Here is a 16,541-nt window from a genome sequence, read left to right as displayed (position 1 = left end):
GTATATCGGTCTTTGCAAGGTCAACTCACCATCTCACTATATCAGCACTAAGTGAAAAGGGCGAAGCTACGGCTTCGCCCTTTTTGCGTTCGGTCCCGTACTTTGGGACAATCAGGAGCGGCTGCCCTTTTTTTGGCCCGGCGGAGAAGCCTCTTCGTTTTGCCGCCCCACCGTCCGCGCCGCCAAGCCACTTGAACATCAACTCACCAACTCACCATTTCACCACCTCACCACATGCCTTCCATTTTCTCCCGTATCGTGGCTGGCGAGCTGCCCGCCTATAAGGTAGCCGAAGACGAGCATCACCTGGCTTTTCTTGACATTACGCCGCTCGTGGAGGGGCACACGCTGGTTATTCCGAAGCGGGAGGTCGACTACATCTTCGATTTGCCGCCCGCCGAGCTTGCGGCGCTGCACCTGTTTGCCCAGCGCGTGGCGGCCGGGGTGCGGGCAGCCGTGCCCTGTAAGCGCGTGGGAGTGGCCGTTATCGGGCTCGAAGTACCCCACGCCCATATCCACCTGATTCCGATGCACAACGTGTCGGATATGAACTTCGCCAACCCCAAAATAAAGGTCGGCGAGCAGCGCATGAACGCGCTGGCCGCCGCCATCGGGGCCCAGGTGCCCGCCGTGGTAGCCGGCACACCCGAAATGCCCGCCGACCCGCGCGACACCAAAGGCGGCCGCGAAACCGTGCAGGCCTCCGAGCCCGACGCCTTCCAGGCCCCCGCCCCCAACGCTGCAGCGCCCGACGACGCGGCCCCGGAGCCCCTGCGCGACCTGACCCAGGGCCTTAAGTATGTGAGTGAGTCGGAGGCGTCGCTGGAGCCGGTGAGCTTCGCGGCCCCGGCCGGCGGCCTCACCGACGAGGCGCTGGCCAAGCTGGCCGGCGTACCGGCCGGCACGAGCGTAGAGCGGCAGGAGCTGACCTACTTCCTGCGCAACCACACCGCCGACGAGGGCGTGAGCGGTAGCCCCGAAACGGCCAACCGCTTCAAGCAGCTGCAGATGTTTCTCAAGCAAGAGCTAAGCGGCACACAGGTGTACCGTTTCGGGGCAGGCCCGCAGGTGCCGGTATTGGTGCTCGGCGAGGGCGAAGGTGGCCGGCTGCAGGGTTTTAAAACGGTGCTGACGGAAACCTGAGAATAGGTTTAGGTTTCGCTGCTCTCGGGTGAGGTTTTTTCAAAAGGTCTGCTTTCAGTCAATCTTAACCAGAGACTGAGGGCAGGCCTTTATATTTGACTGCCGGCCAGCAAATCAGCGGGCCGGCGCAGGAGTGTGTAGGCTATGTGGCAGCTATTGATACCGATTGGCCTGGCGCTGGGTGGCGGCATTTACTTCGCGGGAAAGCCAATTTCCGACGCTGGTTGGCAGCGTATCTATTACCGCCAGTATCAGCGGCACCTGACTCCGGCAGAAGTGGCGGCGGCCCAGCGTGGGGAGGTAGTAGAGAAAATCCACAAAAAATACGGCGACATCTGGCACTCTTACTTCGACCAGGGGCCGTTGCGGGTGCGCTGGCAGAACGGCCGCTATCAGTTTACGCCCCACAGTACCTGGGTGCGCCTCTCGAAGCACGGGCAGTTGCAGGCCGAAAATATATATACTACGACCGCCGATAGCGTGCCTTACAAAGGCATCTGGAAAAATTACCGGCCGGATGGCTCCCTGGAATTTGTGAACTACCAACTGCCGGCTATGTTCGACGGCGACTCGGTGACGCACAACGTGGTAGTGCAGTTCGGCTACCAAACGCCGGCCGATACACTTTCCGTACACCACATGTACTCGCGGTCGGGCGGCCGCGCAGTACGCGAGTTCTGGTCGCGCGATGTGCGGGGGCAGCAGCCCATGCCGGAGGGTTGGAAGCCGTAGTAGTGCTACCCGTCCGAGGGGCTACTCGGGCAGCAGCGGTAGCTTCGGTGGGGCTGGCAGGGGCTTGCTGCGCTTGTGTTGGAGGCGCTTGCGGCTGCGGTTTTCGCGCTCGAACACCCCCACCAGCACAATGAGATAGGAGAGCAGCAGCGGCCCCATCACCAGGCCCAGGATGCCGAACAGCTCGACGCCCAGCACCACCCCGGCCAGCGTGATGAGCGGATGAATGTCGCCCATGCGCTTGGCCAGCACAATGCGCAGCAGGTTGTCGATGTTGATAATGACGATGACGCCCACCAGCAGAATGCCCACGCCCTGGCCTACTTGGCCCTGGGCCAGCTTGAGAACGGCCGCCGGCCCCCACACCAGGGGCGTACCCAGCACCGGGATAAAGGCGGTAAAAAAGGCCAGTGTACCCCAAAACAGGGCATCCTGCACCCCGAATATCTGCAGGGTGAAGGTGGTGAGCAGGGCCTGCACCAGGGCAATGAGCGCTTGGCCGAGCACGTTGGCGTTTACCGTGTTGCGCAGCGCATCGCCCAGCTCCTGCAGCGTACTGGCGCGGAAGGGCAGATAACGGCGCAGGCCCCGCAGGAAGGCCTCTTCCTGCACGAACATGAAGTAGAGCGTAAACAGCATCAGGCCGATAACGACCATAAAGTGCAGCAGCCCGCTGGCCAGCGACGGAATGCGGGTACTCAGCCAGGTTACCACCTGCTGGACCAGGTCGCGCACGTTGTTTTCGGTCGTGAACTGGTAGCCGGTTTTTTGCTCTACCAGGTGCAGCACATGCATAATCTGGCTCGTGTCCTGGGCGTAGAGCCGGATGCGGTTGACCAGCATCAGCACCAGCCCCGTGAAGGGCAGAATAATCACCACGAAGGCAAACACCAGCAGCCCGGCCGTTACCAGCTGCCGGCTCCAGTTGCGGCGGTGTACGAGGGCCGCAAACCAGGGCCGCAGCACCACGTACAGCACACCCGCGCCCAGAAACGCCGTGATGTAGGAGCCCAGCCCCAGCAATATCAGCGCCGTCAGGCCGACGAGGCACACAATCAGCAGCACGTATTGCTGGCGGGGCGTGTAAATGGTGTCGGAAGCCATGGGCAGGGAAGGTGAACGGATGAAAGTTAAAAGTAGAGGCTTGCCCGTCATTCTGTCGAAGGCCGCCCCTGACCCCGCCCAAACGCACCGGAGGGCTTGTTTCTGAATCAAGTACCCGAAACCCTGGCTGCAGCTGGCTGAGGGGTGGGCGCTGGCGTATGACCGGTGGCTTCGAACCCTTCTTACTTCACCCGGCGGCCCAGGGCGGCCACGGCCAGGCCCATGGCGGCAATCAGGGCGAAGGAAACGCGTAGGCTGCTGAGGCCGGCTACGAAGCCGATAAGCGGCGGGCCCAGCAGAAAGCCCAGGAAGCCAACCGTGGTAACGGCCGCCAGCGCCATGCCCGCCGGCATCGTAGTGGAGCGCCCGGCCGCCCCGTACACCAGCGGCACCACCGCCGCCGTGCCCAGGCCCACCAGCATAAAACCCAGCGTAGCCACTCCCAACGTAGGAAAAGCCACCGCCAGCAGCAGCCCGGTGGCCTCCAGCAGCCCGCTCAGCACCAGCGTGCGGTGGCGGCCGTAACGGTCGATAAACCAGTCGGCTACGAAGCGGCCGGTGGCCATCAGGGCCATAAAGGCGGCGAAGCCCAGCCCCACCCAGGCTTCGGGCGCCCGCACCACCTGCCGGAAATACACCCCGCTCCAGTCGAACATGGTGCCTTCGCAGAGCAGCGAGCAGAAGGCCAGCACGCCCAGCAGCAGCAGCGAGCGGTCGGGCAGGGCCAGCAGCGGGGCGCCGGGCGGGCGGGGCGCATCGGCGGGCAGCAGGCGCGGGGCCAGCAGCAGCACCGTGGGCAGCACCAGCACGGCCACGCCCACAAAATGGTACAACGGCCCGATGTGCTGCCCAATCAGCAGCCCGGCCAGCCCGGCCCCGGCGAAACCGGCCAGGCTCCAGAGGCCGTGGAAGGTGGCCATGATGGAGCGCCCGTACAGGGCCTCCACGCCCACGGCCTGGGTGTTCACGCCAATGTTGCCCAGCTCGCCGGCCATGCCAAACAGCACCAGCGCCGCCAGCAGCTGGGGCACGGTGGCGGCCAGCCCCAGCAGCGGCAGCCCCAGCCCATAAAGCAGCATGCCCAGCAGCACCACCCGGCGGCTCCCGAAGCGGCTCACGAGCCAGCCCGCCAGCGGCAGCGTACCCAACGAGCCCACCGGCAGCGCCAGCAGCACCCCGCCCAGCTCGGCCGGCGACAGGCCCAGCCGGTGCTGCACCGCCGGAATCCGGGAGGCCCAGGTGGCAAAGCACAGCCCCTGCACGGCGAAGGACGCGGCCACCGCCCAGCGGTAAGTTTGGGGGGTGTGGGTCATGGGGTTGGGTTATGAGAGGCTGTTTTGGGTGAAGAGTAGAGTAGTAAGAACGTCATGCTGCATCCTGCGTCCGCTTGCCGAAGCATCTCTACCGCTTCATTGTATCGGTTCAGATGAAGCGGTAGAGATGCTTCGGCTGCGCTCAGCATGACGTTCGCCTTGATCCGCGTTCTTCCCTAACGGCTACAGGCCAGCCGGCCCTGCTACCGCGTCGGGCCGCTGTCGGTCTGGGCTTCCAGCCGCTCCTGCGCGGCAACGGGCAGGGCCGAGAGCAGGTCGAGGCCGGTGGCGGCTTCCAGCGCGTCGATACTCACGCGGTAGCGGCTCCAGTCGGGGCTTACCTGCTGGTCGTTGGGCGTATCGATGGCAATGAGGCGAGCCTGGCCGGCTGCTATCCGCTGCAGGTCGTTGCCGCCTTCGGGCAGCAGTACCAGCACTTTCCAAACGCGGGCCGGCACGGTTACACGGCCCTCGTCGATGGTCGTTTTGAAACCCTGCAGGCCGGTGCCCCCCTGCCCGTAGCTGCCCATGATGATGTATACCTCCTGCCCGCGCTCTACCTGCGCGCGGGTCCACTCTTCGAGGTTGCCCCAGGTGCGCTGGTTGTTGTTGGCGGCCTGCGGAATCATGTTGGTCATCAGGAAAGTAGCCGAGTTATCGTCGAGCGTGCGGCTGCGGTCGGCGCTGGGGCAGTTGTGGCCCCGGTCGAAGCCCGAACCCGAGTAGGAGCGGGGCGACACGGCGTAAAACTGCCGGGGCAAAGCCGGGTCGGCCCGGAAATCGTCCTGGCGGGGCGCCTGGCCGCGGTCGGCGGCGCTCAGGTGCCAGCTCACCCAGGTGGGCGTGCCCCGGCGGGCGTGGTAGCCCACCGCGTACTGGGGCCGCGCAAGCAGGTAGTTGTTGGGCGTGCTCAACGAGGCCGTGGCCCCGCTGGGGTTGCCGAGGGCCAGGTTGTCGGCCGGTTGGGTTTCGGCCGGTTGGGAAGCCGCGACGCCGGTAGTTGGACGAACCGGCGGCGGCGGCGGACTGGTTTGGCCCGGCAGCGGGCCCGGCTGGCCCGCCCCGCCGCCAACCACAGCCGCGCCGGTGCCGGTTTCCAGGCCGATGTCGTCGATGTTGAGGCGGCCGGCGCCGGTGTCGGTTTTGCGGATTTCCAGGCGCAGGGCCCGGGCGCTGCCGCCTTCGAAGGTGGTGGTAAGCAGGCGCGGGCCCTGGGTGCGCACGGCGGCCCCGATGCGGCGGTAGCTGCGCCCCCCGTCCTGGCTGCCCCACAGCTCCCAGGTGCTGGCCGCATCCTGCCCGTAAGCGGCCGAGCTGATGCGGATGGTCTGCACGCCGGCGGGGGCATCGAAGCTCATGGTCAGGCGGCCGCCGGCGCGTAGGCGGGCGGCGCGGGCGCCGTGCTTGTGGTCCTGCTCCGAGGTGCCAATGAGGGCCTCGGTGAGCTGCCAGGGGCCCGTGCCCAGCGTTTCGGAGCCGGGGGCGTAGCTGCCCTTGCTGCCCGCCTCGAAGGTTTCGGGGAAGCGGCTGGCGGCCTGGGCGGGGGCACTCTGCACGGCAATGGCCGGCGGGCCGGTAGGGGCAGGCGGGCGCAGGGTTTCGGTGGGCGGCGGCGAGCAGGCGTTCAGCAGCAGCGAGAGCAGGGCGGGGGCAAGGCGAATCATGGGGGCAATATACCCGGCCGGATAGTATCCAACGCCGGGGCAGATGTTCATCTTTCGCCGACCAGCCGTAAAAGGGCTACTATTCCGTCTCCTTTTCCTGCTGCCTATGCCCCGCCTGCAACGCTTCCTGCTCCATCTGCTTCTTGTCATCAGTGTGCTGGCACTGCTGCTTACGCTGCTTTCGTTGCTGACGGCCCAGGTGTGGTGGCTGAAGGTGCTCGACTTCCCGCGTTTCCAGCTGCTACTAACGCACCTGGCCGTGCTGCTGGGGCTGGCGGGACTGCTGGGACTGGGGCGGCGGCAGCGGCAGGCCACCCGACGGACGGTGCTGGTGCTGGCCGGGCTGGGGGCCGGTATTCAGCTGTACTTCCTGCTGCCCTACCTGCCGCTGGCTCCCCGGCCCGTGCCCGATGCCACCCCGGCCGAAGCCGCCGATACCACCGCCCGCCTGCGCCTGCTCGAAGCCAATGTGCTGCAAAAAAACACCCGCGCCGACCTGCTGCTGGCCCGCGTGGCCGAGCAGCAGCCCGACCTGGTGCTGGCCCTGGAAACCGATCAGGGCTGGGTAAACGCACTCCGCCCCCTGCGCCGGACGTATCCGTACGTCATCGAGCTGCCCCGGCCCAACACCTACGGCATGGTGCTGTATGCGCGCCTGCCGCTGGAAAACCCGCAGGTGCATACTTTTCAGGAGCCCAACGTGCCCACCATCAGCACGGGGGTGCGCCTGCCCAACGGCCGGCTGGTGCGCCTGTACGCCGTGCACCCCACGCCGCCGGTGCCCAGCCGCCACCCCACCAGCCTCGGTACGCCCGATCTGGCCCTGCTGCAGGTGGGCCAGCAGGTGCAGCAGAACCCCGGCCCGGCGCTGGTACTGGGCGACTTCAACGACGTGTCGTGGTCGCATACTACCCGCATGTTCGAGGCCAGCGGCGAGCTGCACAACGTGCGCCTGGGCCGGGGGCTGTTCAGCACCTTCGATGCGCGGGTGTGGCTGATGCGCTGGCCGCTCGACCACCTGTTCGTGACCAAGCAGTTTCGGGTGAGCCGGCTGGAGCGGCTGCCCGATATCGGCTCCGACCACTTTCCGCTGCTGGCCGAGCTGGTGCTGGTGGACTAAAGGCAAGGGAAACCGGCCGGGTTATTGCGCATCCAGGCGCAGCTTCTACCCATCCGTCAACCCTTACTTCGTACGCGCATGAAAACCCTGCTACTCGTGGCGCTGCTGGCCTGCACCAGCCCGGCCGTTTTTGCTCAGAAAGCCATTGTTGGCACTACCACCCCCGACAAAAACGACAACACGCTGGTGCTGGAGCTGCCCGAGGAAGGGGCGGCGGCCTGGCAGCGCGTGGCCCGGGTGCTGGCCGACCGCGGCTATCCGTTTGCCCACAGCGACGTGAACCTGCTGGCCCTCACTACGGCCTTCAACCCCATCAGCCGCACCGCCAGCCTGAGCGTATCGGCGCTGGTGCGGGGACACCAGCTGATTTTGCGCGGCCGCCTGGAGGCCATTACGGTGGTGGGCTCGCCCAGCCAGATTGTTGCGGTGCGGCGTAGCGCCCCGCTGGGCGGCGAGAGCGAGGGCTGGCAGGAGCTGGAGCTGATTGCCCGCGAGTTGGGTGGCCCGGTGCGCTACGCCCGGCTAACGGTGCGCTAAAGGGCCGGCGCCGGGCCGCCGGTGCGGCCGGGCCGGCGGCCAGGGCCGCGCTGGCGGCCCAACGGCGGCTCCAACCACTTCCCGCTGCTGGCCGAGGCGGTGCTGCTGGATTAAAATAGGGATGAAAGGCCCGGTGAGCGGCCAGCCTGCCACAACTGGCGGGTTTCTTGCATGGGGCGCGGGGTATGTAAACCTCCCTTATACCCCCCCTAACCCATGCGCTACCTGCCCCTGCTGCTCGTTCTGCTGTTGCTGCAACTGCCCGCCCTCGCCCAAACCGACGGCCGCCACGCCCAGCCCACCGACCACGACGATACCGTTATTCTGCTGCTGCCCGACGCCGACCGCGCCGCCTGGCAGCGCGTGGGCCGGCTGCTGGCCCAGCGCGGCTACCCCATCCGCTACGCCAGCCCCGAGCTGCTCACGCTTACTACCGAACCTATCGACGTGGAGAACATCGGCGTAATGGGCCTGCTGGTGGTAGTGGAAGGCCACGAGCTTCGCCTGCAAGCCTACACGCCCAGCAGCGGCTCCGAGTCGGCAAGAACTTGGCTGAACGTGCAAGACTGGGGGCGCTGGCTGGGGGGCACCAGCCGCTACTGGGAAGAAGTGGAGCAAGTGGCCCGGCTGCTGGGCGGTACCGCGCAGTACACCCGCTCCATCAGCAACTAACTGCCCGGCCCGGCTGCCCGCCGGGGCCGTTTTCTGTTTTCTAAAGCCTTTGTTATGCTTAAAAAGCTTCTGTTTCTGGTGTTGCTGCTGGCGCTGGGTGCGGCCCCGGCCGTTGCCCAGCTCCCCGCGCTGCACGCCCAGCCCGAGCGCTCCGACGATACCGTTGTGCTCACACTGCTCGATGAGGGCCGGGCCGCCTGGCAACGGGCGGCCGCCGTGCTGGCTGCCCGCGGCTACAGCCTGGGCCACTCCGACGCCGACCTGCTCACGCTCACCACCGACTTCACCGCCATCAAGCACAACAACGTGCTGGCCGTGTTTGTGCAGGTGCAGGGCCACCAGCTGCTGCTACGGGCCCGCTGGATTGTGTTCAACGAACCCATTAGTGCGGCGCGGGCGGTGCGCCGGGGCGGACTGCTGGGCACCAGCTACGAGTGGCCCGAGCTGGAAGCCATTGCCCAGGCGCTGGGCGGCACGGCGGCCTATTACAACTCGGCGGCGCAATAGGGCGCGGAAGGAACCTGCTGGGCTCCGTTCCTGGTCGGCCCCTATGGTTGCCTCACCCCCTAGCCCCCTCTCCGGGGGGAGAGGGGGGACTAAAAACTAGCTTTCTAGAGCTAACGCAGCCACAACTAGACTAAAAGAACTAAAAACTAGTCCCCCCTCTCCCCCTGGAGAGGGGGCTAGGGGGTGCGGCCACCATAGGGGCCAATAACACGCCAAAAAGGTGTTCCGAACACCACGGCCGGGCCACATTGGCCCGGCATCGCACCAAAAAGGCCCGACACCGGGCCAAGTTGGCGCGGCGGCGGGCCTTTTTAAGGGGAAGTTGGGCCAACTTGGGTGCAAGTCGGGCCGGAATGGGTGGGCGACGGGGTGGTTTGGGTGGGCGGCGGGCCAGGTTGGGAGGCCGCCGGACCATTGCCCCCCAACGGGCTAGCTGCGGTCGGGGCGGGGGGTGGCCACCGAGCGGCCGGGGAAGCGCTGCTTGAGGTCGTCGTAGGCGGTTTGGGCGCCGGGCTGCTTGTTTTCGGCCATAAACTTGATGTTTTTATAAATGGTGAGCGCCGCGCCGTAGGCCTCGGAGCCGGCCAGCATCACGGTGGAGTCCATCAGCTCGGTGAGCTGGGCCAGCTGCTGGTAGAGGGGCGTGAGCTGCTGCACACCCTTCAGGTCCTGCGTCAGCTCGGGCACGCTCACGAACGTCGGCACGAAGGCGGGGGTGTTGGCGGCATAGTCGGCGGTTTTTTGCACGAAGGCCACGGTTTTGTCGGCCATGCGGAGCATGGTGCGGCGCTCGTCGGGGGTGAGGGCGTGCAGGTACTGCTCGATGGCGGTGCGGAAATCGTCGAGGGCGGTTTGGGCCTGCTTAAGGGCGGCGGCCGGAATGTCCTGCGAAAACTGATTGGGCATAAAATGGGGGATAAAAGGATGGGAAAGGAAACCAGCTGCCCCCGCGCCGGAGCGCAACGGCCGGGGTTGGCGGCCATAAGGTGCGACATATTAGCGAGTTGGGCAAGTGCCCGCCCTGCCTTAGCCGCCGAGCAGCGAAATTTCGTCGTCGCTGAGGCCGTAGAGGGCGGCCACCAGCGCATCGAGCTGCTGCTCGGCCTCGGCAGTGTCGGCGGCGGGGTGCAGGGCTTTGGCGGCCAGCACCTGCTCGACCAGCGCAGCTATGGGCGCCTGCTGCTCCGCCGTGGCGGCCGGAATCGGAATGCCTCTTAAATCATTCAGGCCCAACTGAGAAAAATCGTTTTTCGTCGCAATAGTAGAACTGCCTGTAATGGTTCGAGAAACAACTTCTGAGTTGACAATACCCAGTATGTAGTATGGATTATAGTCTGCATTGGTGACTTTTAGAGTGTAAATATCTTTTTTACTCACAAAATCAGACTCAGTAATAGTCGCTTGAACTCTAAACTGTCTACTTATTAATCTCCGAACTAGTAATCTAGTCCCTTGAAAGACTGATTTGGTCGAAGGCTTCTCTTTTAGATTATCGCCATAGAGTACCCACGAATATTCTTCTTGTAAACTGTATCGTCTAGCTGAACCTACAAATAGTCGTTCTGCCAAATCTTGTTCCTCCTGAAATATATCTTCTGGATTAGCAAGAATGCCTCGTGCAGAAACAGATATTGAGCCTAACAAAACGCTCTTTGCGCTCATCTTTTCTTTCAGAAGCTCTATACTATTGTCAAAAACGATTGACATGCCTTTCTTAGTGGTCCATTGCTCACTATCGATTTGAGAAAAAGTAATGTTATCAAGTAGGTCGCCTGCAATAGTAGTCTTGGGACCGAATTGAAAAACGTCGGTTTGGTAAGATTTGGGGTCAGGCTTGCCCACATTTTTCTTAAACGAGAAAATTCCGGTGTCTACAAATGCCTCGGTAAACACTCCGTAGGGTAATATAATACCTAAAGTAAGCTCAGAGGTCTTACTTACCTGCTCTCTCAAGGAAGAATACTTATCTCCAGACAGCCAACTAACCGGGACGATAAATGAAGCTATACCATTTGGTGTTGTTAGGTTTATCGCTTGCTCTATAAAGGCGCTATATAAGTCGGAATTGCCCTTTGAACTTACATATCTGCTTGTGATTTCCTGCTTTGCGGACCCATAGGGCGGGTTGCCCAGCACGGCATCGAAGCCCCGGAACGAGCCATCGGGCCGCAACACCTCCGGAAACTCGAAGCGCCACTCGAAGGCCTCGCGGTAGAGGGTGCCCTGCTCGCGCTGCTGGCGCTCGTGCTCCAGCTTTTCCAGGCTCTGGCGGGCGCTGGTCTGCTTGACCCGGCCCTCCTCCTCGCTCAGGCGAGCCTTGCCGAACAGGTCGGGCTTTTGGTCGAGCTCGGCCCGCGTCATCTCGTCGCGGGCGCGGGCAATGCGCTTGAGCAGCGGGTCGTGGCGCTGGATATCGGTGCGGAACTGGTCTTTGAGGCGTTGCAGGAAATCTTCGAGCACTAGTTTCTGCTCGCGCCCCCGCGCCGAGAAAAACCCCGACACGGCCCGGCGGTAGGCGGCCAGCGAGAAGTCCTTTTTGCGGAACACCTCCGTCAGGTCGCTCTGCAGGGGGTAGCGGCTGATGAGCGAGTTGCCCGCCCGCACATTCAGTTCGAGGTTGGGCAGGGTTTCGAGCTCCTGGTACTGGCTTTCGGGGGTGTAGTAGGCGTGCTTGAGCAGCTCAATCCAGAGCCGCAGGCGGCAAATGCGCACCGAGTTGGGGTTGAGGTCGACGCCGTAGAGGCAGTGCTCAATGAGCAGGCGCTTCTCGCGGAACAGGGCGCTTTGCAGGCGGGTGTGGGGCTGGCTCACGCGCCGCTGGCCGGTGGCGGCCTCAAACGTAGCGCGGTACTCGAACAGGTTTTCGTAGTCGCGGTCGAGAATCACCAGCTCGTCGCGGGCCACCGTGAGGGTGTAGGGCAGCAGCTCGCCCTCGGCATCGAGCAGCAGGCGCAGCTCGCTCTTGAGCACCAGCAACTCATTGAGCGCACTCACCAGAAAGTGCCCCGAGCCGACAGCCGGATCAAGCACCCGCAGCTCGTTAAACGCCGCGCTGAACTCGGGCCGGCGGGCGCGGCCGGCCTCGGCCAGCAGCTCGCGCAACGCGGGCACATCGTCGGCCTGCCAGCCATAGCGCCCGTTGAAGTGGCCCACCACGGCCCGCCGTAGCGTGTGGCGGCACATGTACATGGTAATGAAGCCGGGCGTGTAGAACGAGCCGTCGCGGTAGCCGTTTATCTTCTCGAAGATGAGCCCGAGCACGGCCGCCGAAATCAGGGGCCGCTCGGCCGCGTCGGCTTCCTCGACCTGCTCCGAGCCCTCGGAGGCGAAGTCGTAGGCATCGAGAAACCGCAGCAGATAGGTGAGGGCCGAGGGGGCGGGGCCGCCGGCCTCCTGGCGCAGCACCGAGCGGCTGCCGCGCCGCTTGGTTTCGGCCCCCAGCAGCGGCAGCTCCACCTTGTCATCGAGCCCCGAAATGCGCAGCGTCAGCCGTTCCAGCGCACTCGGCTCAAACAACGACGAGTTCAGGTAGGGCACCTGCCCGTATTGGTCGGCCTCGGGCCGTTCCCGCTCGGCGGCGGGCCTATTCAGTACCCGATAAAAGAGCAGGTTGAGCTGGTCGTACTCCTGGAGCTGGCGCGGGTCGAGGAAGCGGAAGGCCTCGTCGGGGCCGGGCTGGTGGTAGCGGCGCAGCTGGCCCTCCAGCAGCTTAAGAAACAGCAGGCGGCTGATCCAGGTGAGGCCCAGCTCCAGGGCCACGCCGGTGGCCTGCTCGGCGGGGCTGGGGCCGTAGCTGGCCAGCTGCTCGGGGGGCAGGTTGCGCAGCATGTCTTCGGCCCGCAGCTGCACCAGCGTGTTCTCCAGCAGCGAGCCGCGCTGCCGCCGCTCGGGCGCGCACCGCTGAATGAGTTTGCGGCCCTTGTCCTTCACTTCCTCCAGCCCCATCAGGTACAGCAGCTCCTCGTAAAAGGCGCGGTTGAGCGTGTTGGCATCCTGGGCGAAGGGCTCCTTGAGCAAATGGGGCGGCGAGAACACCTTGCTCAGCCACAGCCGCTCCCGCTCGCCCAGGGGCCGCCGCCGGCCCTGCTCGTCGTGCGGGTCGAGGCTGAAGTGGGTGAAGCGCAGGGGCTCGCCTTCGCGCTGGTCGAGCAATTCGCGGGCGGCCTTGTAGAAGTCGGCCGTGTCGGGGCTGGTGGTTTGGCCCTGCTTGTACTTCTGGAAGTGCTGGCGCAGGGCCGTGTACTTCCAGAACACCCGGTGAAACTCGTGGGCGTCGATGATAAACCACTCGTAGCCGGTCGTGAGCACCAGCTGGCGCAATTCGGGCAGCTGCTGCTCGGCGGTGCGCTCCTGGAAGTAATACAGCAGCAGCTCGTGCAGGGCCTTGCGGTTGAAGTCGTCGGGCCGCACCATCTCGCCGGGGTTTTTGCGGTGCTTGAGCTCGAAGAGCACCCCGAACGGGTCGGCGGGCGCGGGGCCGGTGCGCAGCACCAGGTCGCGCTTGCCGTGCGAGTTGAGGTAGTAGCCCCCCAGCCCCACGCGGCCGAAGAACCGGCTGAGCGGCTGCACCATATCGGCCTCGTCCTTGGTGGCATCGAGCTCGTGGAGGAGCTGGAGGCGGGCGGCCTCGAAGGCGTCGAGGGTGGCGCGGGCGGTTTTCTGGCGGCGGAAGGCGAGGTCGAGGGCCTGGGAGGGCAGGATAGGGGCGAGTTTCATAGTGGGCGGCAAGATAGGGAGCCTGCCGGTTCGGCTCGGCCTCACGGGGCGCCTCACCCCCTAGCCCCCTCTCCGAAAAAGGAGAGGGGGGACTGGCTTGTAGTTTTTTAGAGGGGTAGAAAGCTAGCTCCCCTCCTTGGAAAGGAGGGGCTGGGGGTGGTTGACTTCGTTGAACGGGAATTGGTACCGGTGTTGGTCGTCGTTCCGCTAGCATCAACCACCCCCAGCCCCTCCTTTCCAAGGAGGGGAGCTAGTTTCCTAGACTAAAAAGCTAAAAACTAGTCCCCCCTCTCCTTTTTCGGAGAGGGGGCTAGGGGGTGAGGCGCCACGCCAGGGCGGCACACAGAGAGGAAGTTGGGGAGTAGGGGTGCCGCGGTGGGCCGCCGGGGCAGGAGCGGGGCCGGGCCGGGGGTTACTTCCGCTTGATTTTGAGCTTGGTGGTGTTGGCGGGGGCGCTGGCCTGCTGCATCTGGGCGGCCAGCGGGCGGCTGCTCATGGCCAGGATGGTCTGCTCGTCGGAGAGGGAGGCGTAAGAGAGGGCCACCAGGGCTCCCTGCCACTTGCAACTGAAGCTTTCGAGCTGGCCGGGGCCGTAGAGGGCCTCCAGCGCGGGCCGCACCTTGCGCGTTTCGGTGTTGCCTTTCACGATGATGGTGACGGCCGCAAACTGGCCCCGGAAAAACTTGTAGTGAATACGCGCCGCCCGGAATCCTCCTACCTGCAGCTGCTCGTCGAGGCGCTCGTACACCTTCTCGTCGCCTTTGTCGCGCAGCAGCTGCAGGTGCAGCGCCTCGGTAAGCGGCGCCCCGAAGGCCAGGCCGCGGAAACCATTGGCCCCGTCGAGGCGGGTGAGGGACTGGGCGCGGGCCGGCTGGGCCAGGAGCAATGCCAGCAGTGCGGCGAGCATAAGTTTCATAGGAAGCAGACAAGGGCAACGAACGCCGGGCGGCCAGTGCAAACGCTACGCCAGAGATGGGAGCCGCGTTGCGAAAAAGACCAGGCCGGAAAGGCGGGCCGGAAGATAAGCGGGGCGCTGGGGGTGGGTGCTCGGGGGCCGCATTGCCGGAAACGCCCGCGCAACGCCGGCCGTCGTACTCTCGTCCTTGCCGCGTACCTTGCCCGCCTAACTCCTTCCCATGAAACACCGCTACTTCCTGCCCGCCGCCGTGCTGCTGGCCGGTGCCTGCTCGCTGGCCGCCTGCGACCCGGGCACCAAGCCCGCCACCGGTACCGCAGCCACCGCCGACGCTACGTTCGACGACTACAAAAACCGGTTCATCGACTCGCTCTGGTACTACAACCCCGAGTGGGCTTCCTCGCAGGGCTTCCACCGCTACGACTCACTGCTGGTGGTGCCCTCGGCCGGTCGGCGGCAGACGGAGGCCCAGGCTATTGCCCGCCGGACCAAGGAGATGCAGACGTTCGAGCTAGGCAAGCTGTCGGTGAACAACCAGACTGACTACCGGCTGATGCAGAACTACCTGGCCTCGGCCCGCTTCTACGCCGACACGCTGCGCAGCTGGGAGTGGAACCCGGCCAACTACAACGTGGGCGGTTCGGTGGCCGAGCTGCTCAACGGCCGCTACGCCCCCCTCGACCGCCGCCTGCGCGCCATCAGCCACAAGCTCATTCAGGCCACCGACTACTACGAGGCCGCCAAGCAAAGCATCAAGCGGCCCACCCGCGAGCACACCAACCTGGCCATCCGCCAGAACCAGGGCGGCCTGTCGGTGTTCGGCCCGGCGTTGCTCGATTCGGTGGCCAAATCGGGCCTGACCGAGGCCGAGAAGGAGGAGTTGCGCGGCCGTGTGGCCACCACCCGGCTGGCAATGGAGGGCTACATCAGCTTTCTGCAGCGGGAGGTACTGCCGGCGGGCAACTTCCGGCCTTTCCGCATCGGGCCCGCGCTGTTTGCCCGCAAGTTTGCCCTCGATATCCAGAGCACTTATTCGGCCGAGCAGGTATATCAAAAGGCCCTCACGCACCGCCAGGAACTGCTAAAGGATATGAAAGCCCGGGCCCTGCGCATCTACCCCAAATACGTGCAGTACCAGGCCGTGCCGAAAGACACGCTGGCCATTGTGCGCGACGTGGTAGCGGCCCTCTCGCGCGAGCACGCCACGCCCCAGCGCTTCGTTGACGCCGTGCGCGAGCAAATGCCCGAACTGGTGCGCTGGGTGAATGAGCACGACTTGCTGACCCAGGACCCGACCCAGCCGCTGGTCGTGCGCGAAACCCCGCTCTACATGCGCGGCAGCGGTGCCGGGGCCAGTGTATCGGCCCCCGGCCCCTACGACAAGGGGGCCGACACCTACTACAATGTGGAGCCCATTGTGGATTTGCCGGCGCCCCAGGCCGAGAGCTACCTGCGCGAGTACAACACCTACACGCTCCAGATTCTCAACATCCACGAGGCTATTCCGGGCCATTATACGCAGCTCGTGTACGCCAACCGCTCGCCCTCGCTCATCAAATCCATCCTCGGCAACGGGGCCATGATTGAGGGCTGGGCCGTGTACGCCGAGCGCATGATGCTGGAAAGCGGCTACGGCGGCAACACCGACGAGTTCTGGCTCATGTGGGACAAGTGGAACATGCGCGTCACGCTCAACGCCATCCTCGACCACGAGGTGCAGGCCGGCAATCTCACCGAAGCCCAGGCCGTGGCAATGCTGCGCCGCGACGGTTTCCAGGAAGACGCCGAAGCCCGCAACAAGTGGCTGCGCGCCACCTTGAGCCAGGTGCAGCTCAGCTCCTACTTCACCGGCTACACCGAAATCTACGACCTGCGCGAGGAGCTCAAGCAGAAACAAGCCAAGGATTTCAGCCTGAAAGCTTTCCACGAGCAGTTTCTCAGCTACGGCAGCGCCCCGGTGAAGTACATTCGGGATATGATGCTGGCGAAGGAGAAGAAGTAGGGGGTGCGTGGGCGACCACAGCCCCAGTGGGGCGACATATTGGTAGTAAACATTATTGCATCGAACCCAAAGCCCCAGCGGGGCGGCACTAATCGTTCTACGGCTGGTGTCGCCC

General features: G+C 64.7%; 13 protein-coding genes. 7 read left to right on the top strand and 6 right to left on the bottom strand.

The features are described from left to right. The first annotated feature begins 234 nt into the window (after positions 1-234). Together BLW21_RS22030 and BLW21_RS04180 are read left to right on the top strand one after the other, a co-directional pair. Positions 235-1,143, top strand: a complete 909-nt coding sequence (locus BLW21_RS22030) for a nuclease A inhibitor family protein (protein WP_092738186.1) — start codon at positions 235-237, stop codon at positions 1,141-1,143. Between the two features lie 144 nt (positions 1,144-1,287). Next, complete coding sequence (locus BLW21_RS04180) at positions 1,288-1,875, top strand: hypothetical protein (protein ID WP_092738185.1); 588 nt, start codon at positions 1,288-1,290, stop codon at positions 1,873-1,875. 21 nt (positions 1,876-1,896) lie between these two features. Here the strand turns inward: BLW21_RS04180 and BLW21_RS04175 are convergent, their stop codons facing one another. The 3 genes from BLW21_RS04175 to BLW21_RS04165 form a co-directional block, all read right to left on the bottom strand. Then, a complete protein-coding gene (locus tag BLW21_RS04175; protein WP_245711804.1) occupies positions 1,897-2,979 on the bottom strand; it encodes an AI-2E family transporter in 1,083 nt (360 codons plus the stop codon). 182 nt (positions 2,980-3,161) lie between these two features. Next, positions 3,162-4,292, bottom strand: a complete 1,131-nt coding sequence (locus tag BLW21_RS04170; RefSeq protein ID WP_092738184.1) for an MFS transporter — start codon at positions 4,290-4,292, stop codon at positions 3,162-3,164. A 203-nt stretch (positions 4,293-4,495) separates the two neighbouring features. Continuing rightward, positions 4,496-5,956 (bottom strand): DNA/RNA non-specific endonuclease, encoded by a 1,461-nt coding sequence (locus BLW21_RS04165; RefSeq protein WP_092738183.1) that lies wholly within the window; start codon positions 5,954-5,956, stop codon positions 4,496-4,498. A gap of 106 nt (positions 5,957-6,062) precedes the next feature. Between BLW21_RS04165 and BLW21_RS04160 the strand changes: the two genes are divergently transcribed. From BLW21_RS04160 to BLW21_RS04145, 4 genes are all read left to right on the top strand, one after another. Continuing rightward, entirely contained in the window at positions 6,063-7,076 is a 1,014-nt protein-coding gene (locus BLW21_RS04160) for an endonuclease/exonuclease/phosphatase family protein (protein WP_139255075.1), read from the top strand. Between the two features lie 78 nt (positions 7,077-7,154). Further along, on the top strand, positions 7,155-7,613 hold the full coding sequence (locus tag BLW21_RS04155; RefSeq protein WP_092738181.1) for a hypothetical protein: 459 nt from the start codon (positions 7,155-7,157) through the stop codon (positions 7,611-7,613). A 216-nt stretch (positions 7,614-7,829) separates the two neighbouring features. Further along, positions 7,830-8,285: a hypothetical protein gene (locus BLW21_RS04150; RefSeq protein WP_092738180.1), complete on the top strand. Its 456-nt coding sequence runs from the start codon at positions 7,830-7,832 to the stop codon at positions 8,283-8,285. A gap of 54 nt (positions 8,286-8,339) precedes the next feature. Then, the gene (locus BLW21_RS04145; RefSeq protein ID WP_092738179.1) at positions 8,340-8,792 is read left to right on the top strand and encodes a hypothetical protein; all 453 of its coding nucleotides are present in this window, start codon (positions 8,340-8,342) and stop codon (positions 8,790-8,792) included. Positions 8,793-9,221: 429 nt separating this feature from the next. On the opposite strand, the gene BLW21_RS04140 is transcribed toward BLW21_RS04145, so the two are convergent. The 3 genes from BLW21_RS04140 to BLW21_RS04130 form a co-directional block, all read right to left on the bottom strand. Further along, the gene (locus BLW21_RS04140; RefSeq protein ID WP_092738178.1) at positions 9,222-9,698 is read right to left on the bottom strand and encodes a hypothetical protein; all 477 of its coding nucleotides are present in this window, start codon (positions 9,696-9,698) and stop codon (positions 9,222-9,224) included. A 120-nt stretch (positions 9,699-9,818) separates the two neighbouring features. Further along, positions 9,819-13,508 (bottom strand): type IIG restriction enzyme/methyltransferase, encoded by a 3,690-nt coding sequence (locus BLW21_RS04135; RefSeq protein WP_092738177.1) that lies wholly within the window; start codon positions 13,506-13,508, stop codon positions 9,819-9,821. 412 nt (positions 13,509-13,920) lie between these two features. Then, a complete protein-coding gene (locus BLW21_RS04130) occupies positions 13,921-14,424 on the bottom strand; it encodes a hypothetical protein (RefSeq protein ID WP_092738176.1) in 504 nt (167 codons plus the stop codon). 220 nt (positions 14,425-14,644) lie between these two features. Between BLW21_RS04130 and BLW21_RS04125 the strand changes: the two genes are divergently transcribed. Further along, the gene (locus tag BLW21_RS04125; protein ID WP_092738175.1) at positions 14,645-16,426 is read left to right on the top strand and encodes a DUF885 domain-containing protein; all 1,782 of its coding nucleotides are present in this window, start codon (positions 14,645-14,647) and stop codon (positions 16,424-16,426) included. Positions 16,427-16,541 lie beyond the last annotated feature (115 nt).

Source organism: Hymenobacter psychrophilus (assembly GCF_900107135.1).
Classification (GTDB): Bacteria; Bacteroidota; Bacteroidia; order Cytophagales; family Hymenobacteraceae; genus Hymenobacter; species Hymenobacter psychrophilus.
The sequence above is the reverse complement of the archived record's forward strand: the minus strand, read 5'-3'. Positions and strand labels throughout refer to the sequence as shown.